This window comes from Micromonospora kangleipakensis, from assembly GCF_004217615.1.
GTDB classification, from domain to species: domain Bacteria; phylum Actinomycetota; class Actinomycetes; order Mycobacteriales; family Micromonosporaceae; genus Micromonospora; species Micromonospora kangleipakensis.
Genome location: NZ_SHLD01000001.1, coordinates 2659323 through 2673806 on the forward strand (window position 1 = coordinate 2659323; position 14484 = coordinate 2673806).

At 74.8% G+C, this 14484-nt stretch carries 9 protein-coding genes; 6 read left to right on the forward strand and 3 right to left on the reverse strand.

All coding sequences use genetic code 11. The features are described from left to right. Positions 1–2 precede the first annotated feature (2 nt). The gene (locus tag EV384_RS12920) at positions 3–668 is read right to left on the reverse strand and encodes a potassium channel family protein (protein ID WP_130333268.1); all 666 of its coding nucleotides are present in this window, start codon (positions 666–668) and stop codon (positions 3–5) included. Positions 669–827: 159 nt separating this feature from the next. On the opposite strand from EV384_RS12920, the gene EV384_RS12925 reads away from it, so the two are divergent. The 4 genes from EV384_RS12925 (at position 828) to dxs (ending at position 7467) form a co-directional block, all read left to right on the forward strand. Continuing rightward, the gene (locus EV384_RS12925; RefSeq protein WP_130333270.1) at positions 828–2894 is read left to right on the forward strand and encodes an APC family permease; all 2067 of its coding nucleotides are present in this window, start codon (positions 828–830) and stop codon (positions 2892–2894) included. Next, positions 2891–4138, forward strand: a complete 1248-nt coding sequence (locus tag EV384_RS12930; protein WP_207232309.1) for a class I SAM-dependent RNA methyltransferase — start codon at positions 2891–2893, stop codon at positions 4136–4138. Before EV384_RS12925 ends, EV384_RS12930 begins: the two co-directional genes overlap by 4 nt. Before the next feature lie 125 nt (positions 4139–4263). Further along, positions 4264–5424, forward strand: coding sequence for an anhydro-N-acetylmuramic acid kinase (locus tag EV384_RS12935; RefSeq protein ID WP_130333272.1), 1161 nt, complete (start codon positions 4264–4266; stop codon positions 5422–5424). Between the two features lie 96 nt (positions 5425–5520). After that, positions 5521–7467, forward strand: coding sequence for a 1-deoxy-D-xylulose-5-phosphate synthase (dxs, locus tag EV384_RS12940; RefSeq protein WP_130333274.1), 1947 nt, complete (start codon positions 5521–5523; stop codon positions 7465–7467). Positions 7468–7521: 54 nt separating this feature from the next. On the opposite strand, the gene EV384_RS12945 is transcribed toward dxs, so the two are convergent. Further along, the gene (locus tag EV384_RS12945) at positions 7522–8715 is read right to left on the reverse strand and encodes a hypothetical protein (protein WP_130333276.1); all 1194 of its coding nucleotides are present in this window, start codon (positions 8713–8715) and stop codon (positions 7522–7524) included. Positions 8716–8873: 158 nt separating this feature from the next. Here EV384_RS12945 and EV384_RS12950 point away from each other — a divergent pair, with 158 nt between their 5' ends. After that, on the forward strand, positions 8874–10736 hold the full coding sequence (locus EV384_RS12950) for a DUF6311 domain-containing protein (RefSeq protein ID WP_130333278.1): 1863 nt from the start codon (positions 8874–8876) through the stop codon (positions 10734–10736). After that, the gene (locus EV384_RS12955; protein WP_242624028.1) at positions 10700–12508 is read left to right on the forward strand and encodes a DUF6311 domain-containing protein; all 1809 of its coding nucleotides are present in this window, start codon (positions 10700–10702) and stop codon (positions 12506–12508) included. The genes EV384_RS12950 and EV384_RS12955 overlap by 37 nt, the downstream gene beginning before the upstream one ends. Before the next feature lie 6 nt (positions 12509–12514). Here the strand turns inward: EV384_RS12955 and EV384_RS12960 are convergent, their stop codons facing one another. After that, on the reverse strand, positions 12515–14401 hold the full coding sequence (locus tag EV384_RS12960; protein WP_423202952.1) for a DUF6311 domain-containing protein: 1887 nt from the start codon (positions 14399–14401) through the stop codon (positions 12515–12517). Positions 14402–14484 lie beyond the last annotated feature (83 nt).

The window sequence follows — 14484 nt, forward strand, 5'->3', positions numbered from 1 at the left end:
GGTCAGTGCCCTCCTTCCGGCGGCGTCGCCGCCACCGACGTGACCGAACCCGCGATGTCGTCGGTCACCAGCATGAAGACCTGGTCGCCCTCCTGCACCACGGTGGAGGCGGTCGGCAGCATCCCGATCCCGAAGCGGATCAGGTACGCCACCCGGGCCCCGACGCCCTCCTCCAGCTGCCGCAGCGACCGGCCGATCCAGTCCTTGTGCACCGGCACCTCGACGATCGACACGGTGCTGGTCGGGTCCCGGAAGATCTCGACGTTCCCCTCGGGGACCAGGTGCCGCAGCATCCGGTCGGCGGTCCACCGGACGGTGGCCACGGTGGGGATGCCGAGCCGCTCGTAGACCTGCGCCCGGCGCTGGTCGTAGATGCGGGCGGCGACCCGGGAGACGCCGAAGGTCTCCCGCGCCAGCCGGGCCGAGATGATGTTGGAGTTGTCGCCGCTGGAGACGGCCGCGAAGGCGTCCGCCCGCTCGATGCCGGCCTGGCGCAGCACCTCACCGTCGAAGCCGGCGCCGGTGACGGTGATGCCGGCGAAGTCGGGGCCGAGGCGGCGGAACGCGTCCGCGTCCTGGTCGATCACCGCCACCGAGTGCCCCCGGGACTCCAGGCTGTGGGCGAGGGTCGACCCGACCCGGCCGCAGCCCATGATCACGACATGCACGGTGTCCGCTCCTCCCACGGTGCTCCCCGGTGGGCCCGTCGTCTGCGAGCCTGCCACGTCCCCGCCGCGGGCGGGGGACCGACCGTACCGCGCGGGCGCGCGGAAGGTTGATCAGGCACCCCCGACGGCCGGCGGGGGTTGGTCGTACCCTTAGCGCTTGTGGCCAGTCCCACCTCGCTGCTGAAGCGACTCCTCGTCGGTCGACCGTTCCGGTCCGACCGACTCCAGCACACCCTCCTCCCCAAGCGCATCGCGCTGCCGGTCTTCGCCTCCGACGCGCTCTCGAGCGTCGCGTACGCGCCGGACGAGATCCTGCTGACCCTCTCCATCGCGGGGGCGTCGGCGTTCGTGTTCTCGCCGTGGATCGCGCTCGCCGTCGTCGTGGTGATGCTCACCGTGGTGGCCAGTTACCGGCAGAACGTGCACGCGTACCCCTCGGGTGGCGGTGACTACGAGGTGGCCACGGTCAACCTCGGGCCGCGCGCCGGCCTGGCGGTGGGCAGCGCGCTGCTGGTCGACTACGTCCTCACCGTCGCCGTCTCGGTCTCCTCGGGCGTGGCCAACCTCGGCTCGGTGGTGCCCTTCGTGGGCACCCACAAGGTGATGATCGCGGTCCTCGCGGTGGCGGTGCTGACCGCGATCAACCTGCGCGGGCTGCGCGAGTCGGGGACCGCCTTCGCGATCCCCACCTACGGCTTCATCATCGTGATGGTCGGGATGATCCTCACCGGGCTGGTCCGGGTCTTCGTGCTCGGCGACGACCTGCGCGCCCCCAGCGCCGACCTGGTGATCCGCCCGGAGCACAGCGTGGCCGGCTTCGCGCTGGTCTTCCTGCTGCTGCGGACCTTCTCCTCCGGCTGCGCCGCGCTCACCGGTGTGGAGGCCATCTCCAACGGGGTGCCCGCGTTCAAGGCGCCGAAGAGCCGCAACGCGGCCACCACCCTGCTGCTGCTCGGCACCATCGCGGTGAGCATGCTGGTCGGCATCATCTGGCTGTCCCGGCTCACCGGGCTCCAGTTCGTCGAGGACCCCTCGCAGATCGTCTCCGGGCCCGACGGGTACGTGCAGAAGACCGTCACCACCCAGCTCGGCGAGACGGTCTTCGGCTCCGGTTCGGCGCTGCTCTTCGTCGTCGCCGGGATGACCGCGCTGATCCTCTTCCTGGCCGCGAACACCGCGTTCAACGGCTTCCCGGTGCTCGGCTCGATCCTGGCCCAGGACCGCTACCTGCCCCGGCAGTTCCACACCCGGGGCGACCGGCTGGCCTTCTCCAACGGCATCGTCTTCCTCGCCGTCTTCGCGATCGTGCTGATCATCGGGTTCCAGGCCGAGGTGACCCGGTTGATCCAGCTCTACATCGTCGGCGTCTTCGTCTCCTTCACGCTTTCCCAGGCCGGCATGATCCGACACTGGAACCGGCACCTGCGGACCGAGCGGGACCCGGAGGCGCGCCACCGGATGATCCGCTCCCGGGCCATCAACAGTTTCGGCATGGCGATGACCGGCATCGTGCTGGTCATCGTGCTGATCACCAAGTTCCTGCTCGGCGCCTGGATCGCGATCGCCGCGATGGCGGTGATCTACCTGCTGATGCTGGCCATCCGCCGGCACTACGACCGGGTCGCCGCCGAGCTGGAGCCGACCGAGGCGCGGGGCGTGCTGCCCGCCCGCAACCACGCCATCGTGCTGGTCAGCAAGGTGCATCAGCCGACCCTGCGGGCCATCGCGTACGCCCGGGCGACACGGCCGGACACGCTCACCGCGGTGACCGTGAACGTGGACGAGAAGGACACCCGCCAGCTCCAGGAGGAGTGGGAGCGGCGGGAGATGCCGGTCCCGCTGACCGTGGTCGACTCGCCGTACCGGGAGATCACCCGGCCGATCCTCAACTTCGTGGCCTCCACCCGCCGGGCGTCGCCGCGCGACGTGGTCACCGTCTTCATCCCCGAGTACGTGGTCGGCCGCTGGTGGGAGAACCTGCTGCACAACCAGAGCGCACTGCGGCTCAAGGGCCGGCTGCTCTTCGAGCCGGGGGTGATGGTGACCAGCGTGCCGTGGCAGCTCGCCTCGACCGCCAGCAAGAACCTGGACCGGCTGGACGCCACGCTCACCCGCGGCCCGGCGCGCGGGCCGCGGGTCGCCCCGCGCAGCACCCTGCCGCCGACCGTCCCGCCGGTGGTCTCCGCGCCGCCCGGCGAGAGCGGCCCGGCCGGGGAGCGCCGGTGACCGCCGATGAGGCCGTCGGCGCGCGGCGAGGGCTGGAGGAGGCCGAGCGGGTCGAGCTGACCGTGGACGCGGTCGCGCCGGGCGGGCACTGCGTGGCCCGGCTCGACGGCCAGGTGGTCTTCGTGCGGCACGCGCTCCCCGGCGAGCGGGTGGTGGCCGAGGTGACCGAGGTGCACCGGGGCTTCGCCCGGGCGGACGCGGTGGAGATCCTGGAGGCCTCCCCGGACCGCGTCGAGGCGCCCTGCCCGTACGCGAAGCCGGGCCGCTGCGGCGGCTGCGACCTGCAGCACGTGGCGCCCGGGGCGCAGCTGGCCTGGAAGACCGCCGTGGTGCGCGAGCAGCTCACCCGGCTGGGTGGGCTGACCGACGCCGAAATCGACGGGCTCGGCGTCCGGGTCGAGGCGCTGCCCGGCGGGCTGCTGGGCTGGCGCTCCCGGGTCCGGTACGCGGTCGACGGCGCCGGCCGGGCCGGGCTGCTCAAGCACCGCTCGCACGAGGTGGTGCCGATCGACCGCTGCCTGATCGCCCACCCGGCGATCCAGGAGCTGCCGGTGCTCACCCCCAGCGGCGCCCGCTGGCCGGACGCGGACGCGGTCGAGACGGTCGCCTCCACCGGCGGCGATGTCAGCGTGGTGGCGCTGGCCGAGGGGGTCCCCACGCCGGTCAGCGGACCGGCGGTGGTGCGCGAGGTGGCCGCCGGGCGGGACTGGCGGCTGCCCGCGTCGGGCTTCTGGCAGGTCCACCCGGCCGCGGCGGACACCCTGGTCGGCGCGGTCCTCGACCTGCTCGACCCGCGCCCCGGGGAGACCGCCTGGGACCTGTACGGCGGCGCCGGGCTCTTCGCCGCGGCCCTGGCCGGCCGGGTCGGCGAGGCCCGGGTCACCCTGGTCGAGTCGTCCGCGGAGGGCGTGGCCGCGGCCCGGGAGAACCTGGCCGACCTGCCCCGGGTGGAGGTGGTCGCGGCCCGGGTGGAGACCGCGCTGGCCCGCCGCCGGGTCACCGGCCCGGTCGACGTGGTGGTGCTCGACCCGCCGCGCTCCGGCGCGGGCGCCCAGGTGGTGCGGGACGTGGTGGCCGCCCGTCCGCGCGCGGTGGCGTACGTCGCCTGCGACCCGGCCGCCTTCGCCCGGGACGTGCGTACCTTCACCGGGCTGGGCTGGCGGCTGGCCGCGCTGCGCGGCTTCGACCTGTTCCCGATGACCCAGCACGTCGAGCTGGTGGGGCTGCTCCTGCCGCCGGACTGAGCCGACGTCGCCCGGTGCGACCGGTGGCGCACGGCGACCGCGACCCGTCACCCGCGGCCCGGGCGCCGACCTGGCTGCGCACGAGGGTGGTGGGGTCGGGCCGACCCGCCCGATAGCCTGGCGCGATGAAGATCGTCGGGCTGATGTCGGGGACCTCGTACGACGGGGTGGACGTGGCCGCGGCCGAGTTCACCCGCGACGGGGAGACGCTGCGGCTGCGGCCGCTCGGCACGGCCAGCCTGGACTACGACGACGGGCTGCGGGCCGAGATCGGCGCGCTGCTGCCGCCGGGCGGCACCACCATCGAGGCGGTCTGCCGGCTGGACAACCGGCTCGGCGACGTCTTCGCCGAGGCGGCGGCGATCGGCGTGGAGCTGGCCGGGGGCCGGGCCGACGCGGTGGTCTCGCCGGGGCAGACCGTCTTCCACTGGGTCGAGGCGGGCCGGGCCCGGGGCACCCTGCAGCTCGGCGCGCCGGCCCGGGTGGCCGCGCGGGTCGGCGTACCGGTCCTCAGCGACCTGCGGTCGGCGGACGTCGCGGCCGGCGGGCAGGGCGCGCCGCTGGTGCCGGCCTTCGACGCGCTGCTGCTCGACCCGTCCGCCGGGCCGCGGGCCGCGCTCAACCTCGGCGGCATCGCCAACCTCACCGTGGTCGCGCCCGGCGCGCCCGTCCTCGGGTACGACGTGGGCCCGGCCAACGCGCTGCTCGACGCGGCCGCCCGCCGGCTCCTCGGCCGCCCCTGCGACCTCGACGGGGCCCGCGCGGCGGCCGGGCGGGTGCACCCCGGGCTGCTGGAGCTGCTGCTCGCCGAGCCCTACTACGCGGCGGCCCCGCCCAAGTCGACCGGCAAGGAGCTGTTCCACGCGGGCTACCTGGACGACCGGCTGGCCGCGCTGGGCGCGCCGGTGGCCGCCGACGACGTGCTGGCCACGCTGACCGAGTTGACCGCCCGCACGGTGGCCGCCGAGTGCGACCGGCACCGGGTCACCGAGGTGGTCGCCGCCGGCGGCGGGGTGCGCAATCCCACACTCCGGGGCCGGCTGGCCGCGCTCGGCGCCGGCCGCTGGCGGCTGCGCACCACCGACGAGCTCGGCGTGCCGGCGCAGGCCAAGGAGGCGTACGCGTTCGCCCTGCTCGGCTGGCTCTCCTGGCACGGCCTGCCCGGGGCGATCCCGTCGGTGACCGGGGCGCGGCGGGTCGCCGTGCTCGGCTCGTGGACCCCGGCCGGGCCGGCGTACGCCGCCGTCCCGCCGGAGCCGCCGCGCCGGCTGGTGATCACCGGCTGACGCCGGCCACCGCCCTGAGCAGGGCATACCCGCTCTGACCTGCGGTGATCTCGGGCCGAGCTGCGGGCTGTCGGACGGCCGATAGACTCTTCCGTCATGAGTGTTGAAGAGGGCACGGCCAACCACGGCCGGCTGCTGGGCGCCGTCCGCGGCCCGCAGGACGTGAAGCGGATGACCGCCGAGCAGCTGGACATCCTCGCCGCAGAGATCCGTGACTTCCTGATCGCCAAGGTCTCCCGTACCGGCGGGCACGTCGGTCCGAACCTGGGCGTGGTGGAGCTGACCCTGGCGATGCACCGGGTCTTCGACTCCCCGCGGGACCGGCTCCTGTTCGACACCGGCCACCAGGCCTACGTGCACAAGATCCTCACCGGCCGGCAGGACGGCTTCGACAAGCTCCGCCAGCGCGGCGGCCTCTCCGGCTACCCGAGCCAGGCCGAGAGCGAGCACGACCTGATCGAGAACTCGCACGCCTCCACCGCCCTGTCCTACGCCGACGGGCTGGCCAAGGCGTACGCGCTGCGGGGCGAGCAGCGCAGCGTGGTCGCCGTGGTCGGCGACGGCGCGCTGACCGGCGGCATGTGCTGGGAGGCGCTGAACAACATCGCCACCGCCGGCAACCCGCTGGTGATCGTGGTCAACGACAACGGCCGGTCGTACTCCCCGACCATCGGCGGCCTCGCCGACCACCTCTCGTCGCTGCGGCTCAACCCCGGCTACGAGAAGGTGCTCGACACCGTCAAGGACGCCCTCGGCTCCACCCCGCTGGTCGGCAAGCCGATGTACGAGGTGCTGCACGCGGTCAAGAAGGGCATCAAGGACGCGGTCGCGCCGCAGGCCATGTTCGAGGACCTCGGCATCAAGTACGTCGGCCCGGTCGACGGGCACGACATCGCCGCGGTCGAGTCGTCGCTGCGCGCCGCGAAGCACTTCGGCGGCCCGGTGATAGTGCACGCGGTGACCCGCAAGGGCTACGGCTACCGCCCGGCCGAGGAGGACGAGGCGGACTGCCTGCACGGCCCGGGTGCGTTCGACGCGGAGACCGGCAAGCTGCTCGCCGTCCCGTCGGTGAAGTGGACCAACGTCTTCGCCGACGAGCTGGTCGCGATCGCCGACGAGCGGCCCGACGTGGTGGGTATCACCGCCGCCATGGCCGAGCCGACCGGCATCGCCACCCTGGCCCGCAAGCACCCGCACCGGGTCTACGACGTCGGTATCGCCGAGCAGCACGCCGCCACCTCGGCGGCCGGCCTGGCGATGGGCGGCCTGCACCCGGTGGTGGCGGTCTACGCCACCTTCCTCAACCGGGCCTTCGACCAGGTCCTGCTGGACGTGGCGATGCACAAGCTGCCGGTGACCTTCGTGCTGGACCGCGCCGGCATCACCGGCCCGGACGGACCGAGCCACTACGGCATCTGGGACATGTCCGTCTTCGGTGTGGTGCCCGGCCTGCGGATCGCCGCTCCCCGGGACGCCGGCAGCCTCCGCGAGGAGCTGCGCGAGGCGATCGCCGTCGACGACGGCCCGACCATCCTCCGCTTCCCGACCGGCACGGTCGCCGCCGACCTGCCGGCCGTCCGCCGGGTCGGCACCGTCGACGTGCTCGCCGAGTCGGCCCGCACCGACGTGCTGCTGGTCGCCGTCGGCTCCTTCGCCGGGCTGGGCATGGAGGTGGCCGCCCGGGTCGCCGAGCAGGGCTACGGGGTGACCGTGGTCGACCCGCGCTGGGTCCGCCCGGTCCCGGCCGAGCTGGTCGAGCTGGCCGCCGGACACCGGCTCGTGGTCACCGTCGAGGACGGCGTCCGGGTCGGCGGCGTCGGCGACGCCCTCGCCCAGGCGATGCGGGACGCCGACGTCCGGGTGCCGCTGCGCGACCTGGGCGTGCCGGCCGACTGGCACCCGCACGGCACCCGCGCGCAGATCCTCGCGGACCTCGGCCTGACCGCGCAGGACGTGGCCCGGGACGTCACCGGCTGGATCTCCGGCCTCGACGCCCAGCCCGTCGAGGACGTCGAGCGCGACGAGGCCGGCGCCAAGAACTGACGCAGCACGACGAACGGGCGGCCGCGCACCCGGGCCGCCCGTTCGTCGCCACGGTCAGCGACCGCCGACCGACCGGTACCAGGTCTTCTCGGTGCCGGCCAGGCTGAACGTCTGCTTCGTCGCCGGCTGCGGCGCCACCACCAGACCCGGCCGGTCCACCAGCCGGGAGGTGCCCGGCGGCGCCGCGAACGAAGCGTCCCGGGTGGCCCGCCAGCTCAGCACCGTCAGCGGCTGCCCCGGCATCGGCAGCAGGTACGCCTGGAGGGTGGTGGCGCGGTCGGCGGGGGAGACCACCGGGGTCCCGCCGTCGGCCGGGCGGTAGACCACCGCGGTCATCGTGCCGGTGGCACTCTCCCAGCTCAGCTGCTCCAGGTCGGCCGGCTCGCCGCCACCGAAGGCGACCTCGCCCAGGGTGCGGACGGCGAGCTTCGCCATCGGCCAGGACTCCGGCGCCGAGCGGGCAGCGTCCCGGTCGCCGATCCGGCGCGGGACGCTGCCGAACGGGCCGCGCTCGCCGGCGAGCACGCAGGTGTCCAGCCCGGTCAGCGCCCGCCGGCCCGAGCCGCTCTCGTCGCGGACCAGCGGGTACCGCGGGTCGGCGGTGGCCGTACCGAGGTCGAGCAGGCGGTCCGCGGCCCGGCCGCGCGGCAGCGACCGGGTGGGCCGCAGGGTCGCGGTCAGCCCCACCGCCCGGCAGGGCGGCACGGCGACCGGCGCGGTGATGCCGTCGGCGGTGGGCAGCGCCCGCCCGTCCGGGCCGAGCAGCCGCTCCACCCGGGCGGAGGTCAGGTAGCGCCGGCCCGCCGGGAGCTGCACCGGCAACACGTCGGAGTAGACCAGGTAGCCGGGGTCGGTGTACTCGGTGGCGTGGCGGACCGTCCACCGCTCGCCGTCCCGGGCGAGCTGCAGCAGCCAGGACGCGCCCTCGCCGGGCACGTCCGCGACGACCAGCGCCAGCGGTGTCCCGTCCACCTGGCCGGAGAAGAGGATGCCCGACGAGGGCAGGTGCGCCCGGTCGTCGATCGGCGAACGCCAGTCGCGTACCGCTGCGGTGACCGCCGCCGTCGCGGCGGCATCACCGGCCAGACTGCCGCGCGCCGGCCAGACCGCCAGCGACCCGTCCAGGCTGTCGTAACCGACCGGCAGCGTCGTCGCCCGCCGGTCGGCGACCGGACCGCACGCGGTCGCGGTCAGCAGCAGCGTCAGCAGTGCGGTGGCCGTCGTGCCGCGCCGGCGGACTGAAGCCACCTGTACGCCCCCGATCGCGTCGCCGGTCGTTTTTCGAAGCCACATGGTACGAGATGTCCGATCGCCGGACCGCGCCCGCCTCGCCGCCGTCCCAGGCCACTGAGGACCGTGCGACGCGTTTCGTGCCGTTTTCCCCGCTCCGGTAGACTCCGCCGACTGTGACGTCTGCCGAGGCCCGTGTCGACTCCCCACCGGATGCCGACACCCCGACCGGCTCCCCGCAGGTGGCCGACGCCGACCGGGTCACCGGCGCCGACCGCCCGGCCGCCCGGCGTCGCTGGCGGTGGACGCCCCGGCGGCAGGACCTCGCGGTGCACGGCGTCTTCCTGCTCGCCGCGGTCTGGGTGACCAGCCGGATCTGGGCCGACCCGGCCGGCCGGGTCGCCCCGCTCTACAGCAGCGACCCGGCGCAGGTGCAGTTCTTCCTCGCCCACTCCGTCCGGGTGGTGCTGCACGGGGAGTTCCCGTTCTACACCGACCAGTTCAACTACCCCGACGGGGTCAACCTGATGGCGAACACCGCCATCCTGGCGCTCGGCATCCCGATGGTGCCGATCACCCTCCTCTTCGGACCGGCCGTCTCCTTCGTGACGCTGGTGACGCTCGGCCTTGCCGGCACCGCCGCCGCCTGGTACCACGTGCTCTCCCGGCACGTCGTGCGGACCCGGCTGGCCGCTGCGGTGGGTGGCTGGTTCTGCGGGTTCTCGCCGGCGATGCTCTCGCACGCCAGCTGGCACCCCAACATCATCTCGCAGTTCCTGCTGCCGTTCATCGTCTGGCGGGTGCTGGTGCTGACCCGCGCCACCCGCCCGGTCCGCGACGGCGCGCTGCTCGCCCTGCTGGTCACCGTGCAGGCGTTCATCAACGAGGAGATCCTGCTCTTCACCGCGCTGGCCTGCGGCGTCTTCCTGCTCGCCGTGCTCGCCCAGCGTCGCGAGCTCTGGTCGGCCGCGTGGCGCCCGCTCGGCGCCGGGTTGGCGGTCTGCGGGGTGCTGGCCGGGGCGCTGCTGGCGTACCCGCTCTGGGTGCAGTTCGCCGGGCCGATGGCATACCACGGGCTCAGCGACACGGTCCGCGACTACGGCAACGACATCGCCGCGTTCTTCGCCGCCGGCTCGCCCACCCTCGGCGGCAACGAGCGGGCCAACGTCAACCTCGCCCCGAACTACTCCGAGGAGAACGCCTTCTTCGGCTGGAGCCTCTCGCTGCTCGCCGTCGGGATCGTGGTCTGGCTGCGGCGCGAGATCGTGGTCCGGGCGCTCGCGGCGACCGGGCTGTTCTTCGCGGTGCTCTCCCTCGGTGAGCGGGTGTCCTGGTGGGACCGGGACCTCGTCACCGGCCCGTGGGAGCTGCTGGTCCGGCTGCCGCTCCTCGACGCGGTGGTGCCCACCCGGTTCGGCCTGATCACCACCGTGGTGATCGGGGTGCTGCTGAGCCTGGCGGTCGAGCGGGCCTGGTCGCTGCGGACGGCCGAGCGGCGGACCGTGCGGACCCTGACCGTCGCCGGCCTGGTCCTCGCGCTGCTGCCGATCGCGCCGCTGCCGTTGCAGGCCACCACCCGCCCCGCGGTGCCCCGGTTCATCACCGCCGACCGCTGGCGCGACTACGTCGGCCCGGACCAGACCCTCGTGGCGGTGCCCGTGACCAGCATGGGCAACACCAACGCGATGCGCTGGGCCGCCAGCACCAACCTGGACTTCAAGATCCCCGGTGGCTACTTCCTCGCCCCACGCAACGGCGTGACCGGCGACCCGGGCCGGTTCGGCGGGCGGCCGAGCGGCATCGGCGACCTGCTCGCGGAGGTGGCCACCACCGGCCGTACGCCGAAGCTGGACGATCGGCAGCGCCGCCGCTGCCTGGACGAGCTGCGGCACTGGCGGGCCGCCGTCGTGGTGCTGCCGCTGGACCAGCAGAACGCCGAGCCGCTGCGGCGTACCGTCGAGCAGCTCGTCGGCCCCGGCCGGCAGGAGTTGGACGTGTGGTTGTGGGACGTCCGGACACTGACCGACCGGTCGGCCTGACCACCGCCCCGCCGGCCGCCGTCCCGCCCGACGCCGCCCCGGCGGAGCGGCCCCGCCGCCACCTGCCGCGCCGCGTCGACGTGCTGGTGGTCGCCGGCTACCTCGGGCTGGCCGTGCTGCTCACCGGCGGGCAGTGGGGCCGCCCGGAGCGGCTCTTCCACCAGGCCGGCGACCAGATGCTCTTCGAGTGGATGCTGGCCCGGGCCGCGCGGGCGGTGACCGGCGCGGAGAATCCGCTGCACAGCACCGCCCTGAACGCCCCGGACGGGGTCAACCTGATGGCCAACACCTCGGTGCTCGGGCTGGGTGTGCCGCTGACCCCGGTGACCCTGCTCTTCGGCTCCCAGGCGGCCTTCCTGGTGGCCGTGGTCTGCTGCCTGGCCGGCACCGCCACCGCCTGGTACGCCCTGCTGGCCCGCCGGTTGGTCCGGTCCCGGGCCGCGGCGGCGGTGGGCGGTCTCTTCTGCGGCTTCGCTCCCGGGATGGTCTCGCAGGCCGGGGCGCACCTGCACATGGCCGCCCAGTTCCTGGTGCCGGTGATCCTCGGCCTGGTGTTCCGGCCCAATGCCGACCGGGTACGGCGGGACGGGGTGCTGCTCGGGCTGGCCGTGGCGTACCAGGTCTTCCTAGGTGAGGAAGTGCTGGTCTTCCTCGCCCTCGCCGCCGGGGTGCTCGCCGGGGCGTACGCGCTGGCCGACCCGGGGGCCGCGCGCCGGCGGGCGCCCGCGCTGCTCGGCCGGCTCGGCGTCGGCGCCCTGGTGGCCGGGGTGCTGCTGGCGTACCCGCTGTGGTTCCAGTTCCACGGCCCCGGCAACTACGCCGGGATGCCCTTCTTCGCGGCGGGCTTCCGCCTCGACGCGGCCTCGTTCACCGCCGTCGCCCGGCAGACCGTCGCCGGGGACGGCCACTCGGCGGGGCTGCTCTCGCCGAACCCGACCGAGGAGAACTCCTTCTTCGGGCCGGCGCTGCCGCTGCTCGCCGTGCTGGTGGTGGTCCGGCTGTGGCGGCGGCCGCTGGTCCGCGCGCTGGCTGGCTGCGGCCTGCTCTTCGCCCTGCTCTCCCTCGGCACCGGGATCCGGGTCGCCCACCACGAGACCGGACTGCCCGGGCCGTACCGGCTGGTCAGCGGGGTGCCGCTGCTCGACCTGGTGGTGCCCGCCCGGTTCGCGCTGGTCTGCGTGCCGGTGCTGGGGGTGCTGCTCGCCCTCGCCCTGGACCGGGCGTACGACCACGGCGTCGGGCGGGCGCGGCGGCTGCTCTGGACCGGGGCGGTGGTCGCCGCGCTGCTGCCGCTCGCCCCGACGCCGATCCGTACCGTGCCCGCCGGGCCGGTGCCGCAGTTCGTGGCCGACGGCGGCTGGCGGGCGTACGTGCCGCCCGGGATGACGCTGGTGCCGTTGCTGCCGGTGACCGGGGCGGCGGTCAGCCCGGCCACGTTCTGGTCGGCTCGGACCGGGCTGGCCTTCGACGCGCCCGGCGGCTACTTCATCGGCCCGACGGACGCGGCCGACCCGACCGCGCACTGGGGCGCGCCGGACACCCCGACCTCGCTGCTGCTGCGCCGGGCCGCGGAGAGCGGCCAGGTGCCGCCGGTTGGCGACGCGGACCGGCGCCAGGCCGTCGAGGACCTGCGCCACTGGCGGGCCGCCGTCCTGGTGCAGGCCGGCTCGTCGCCCGCCGACCCGGTCCGCGCGACGCTGGACGCCCTCGTCGGCCCCGGCCGCGACGTGCCCGGCGCTCACATCTGGGACGTCCGCGCCCTCACCGGCTGACCCTGGTCAGGGCAGCAGAGGACGGACGTCCCAGAGCCAGACGTCGTCGACCCGCTGCGGCGGGCCGAGCAGGGCGGTCATCAGCTCCCGGAGCACCGCCTCGCGCGGTCCGGCGCCGAGCACCACCACCGAGGCCTTCCAGAAGCGCAGGTCCTCGACCGCCTGGCGACGGTTCTCCGCGGTGAGCGGCGGCACCCTGCCGGCGTCCATGGTGGCGTAGATCAGGGTGCTGGTCGGCCGGTTCGGCGCACCGAAGACCCCCTCGCCCTGCTCGTTCGGGCCGATGAAGTAGCCGCCGGGAATCGGGAACGCCTGCCCGGTCAGCGCGCTCCAGCGCAGCGTGGGCAGGCCGTGCACGTTGCTCGGAATGGGCACCGGCACCAGCGTCCGGCCGGCCGGGACGTACGGGCGCCAGCCGCCCGCCGTGATGAAGTGCGGCGGCGGGTCGATCTGCTGCGCGGGCAGCGGCCGGGGGACCAGCGGCAGCAGGGCGAGCGTGAGCGCGCCGTACCCGACCGGGCGCAGCCAGCGGCGCCGCGGCCCGGCGGCCGGCGGCGCCGGCTCGGCGGTCCCCTCGGTCCGCTCGGCGGCCGGGACGGAGCGCGGCGCCGGGACCGGCGGGCGGCCGCGGCCGGCGAGGGCGTCCCAGGCCAGCGCCAGCAGCACCCCGACCGCGGCGGCCACCACCAGCGAGAGCCGGGTCGGCATCATCATCTCGACCAGCGGCAGGTCGTCCGGGACGTACGCCCAGGGGCCGTCGATCGCGGTCTCCACCCCGTCGAACCGCACCTTCGGGCCGATCGCCGCGACGGTGAAGACCACCACCAGCACGGCGAGGATCCGGGCGGCGAACGAGCGGCGGACCAGCAGCACCAGGGCGACCAGCGCGACCAGCACCAGCGGCCAGCCGAACCAGGTGTTCTGCTCGGTCAACCCGATCGTCTTCTCCACCGCCTCGTCGCCGGCGACGGTGTCCCGGGCGAAGGTGACGAACGCGGCGAGGTCCTCGCCCCAGCCGTGGAAGACGCCGCCCTGCAGGCCCCGGTAGGACTGCGGCCCGTTGAACTGGAACCAGATCGGGTACGCGGTCAGCAGCAGGGCGAGCCCGGCGCCGACGCCGCCGGCGGCGAGGAACGCGCCGGCCCGCGCCCACGCCGCCCGCGGTCGCTGCGCCGCGTACGCCGCCACCACCACGAGGCAGGCCAACGCGGTGAGCAGCAGCATCTCCTCGTTGATGAAGATTTGGTACGCGACCAGCACGCCGAGCGCGATGCCGTTGCGCCACCACCGGCCCGGCTCGCCGAGGCGCAGCACGCGCACCACGATCAGCGGGAGCAGGAAGTTGGAGACGAAGTTCGGCTGCCCGTTGGCGTGGTGCACGATGCCGGGCGCGAACCCGAGGAACGCGCCGCCGACGAAGGCCGCGCCCCGGGACCGGACCAGGTGCCGGGAGAGCATCCAGTACGACGTGCCGGCCGTCGCGGCGAGCGCCCCGCCCAGGTAGAGCGCGTACATCACCTGGGGGCCGAGGAGCAGGGTGAGCGGCGCCAGCGGCAGGGTGACCCCGAGCAGCGAGGTGTTCGCCATCATGTTCACGCCGTCGGGCGCGTTCTGCCGGGCGGTGAAGAGCGGGTTCTCCAGGTGCCGTACCGAGTAGGCGCCGTGCGCGAAGAGCCACTCGAACCAGCTGTGGTCCGTCGGCAGGTGCGACGACACGCGGTGCTGGACGTCCCCCCAGTAGTTGAGGCAGACGAAAACGCCGAGCAACGCATAGGCTCCGATGGCCAGCACGTCGGCGCGGGCCGGCCGGCGTCGCGGCCGGCGCGGCGGGTCGGCCACAACGGACTCGGCCGCGACGGACGCGGAGTTCAACGAGGGGTCTACCACCGGCACGGCCACGACGGGCCATCGTACAGGCGGCGCGGCGTCGCCCCGGCCGGGCCGGTGCGTCCCGGCGGTGCCGCCCGACGGGCGGG

What these genes read in the sequence shown, in the direction of transcription:
- EV384_RS12935 (WP_130333272.1), top strand. Translation starts at nt 4,264, where the DNA reads ATGAAGATCGTCGGGCTGATGTCGGGGACCTCGTACGACGGGGTGGAC.
- dxs (WP_130333274.1), top strand. Translation starts at nt 5,521, where the DNA reads ATGAGTGTTGAAGAGGGCACGGCCAACCACGGCCGGCTGCTGGGCGCC.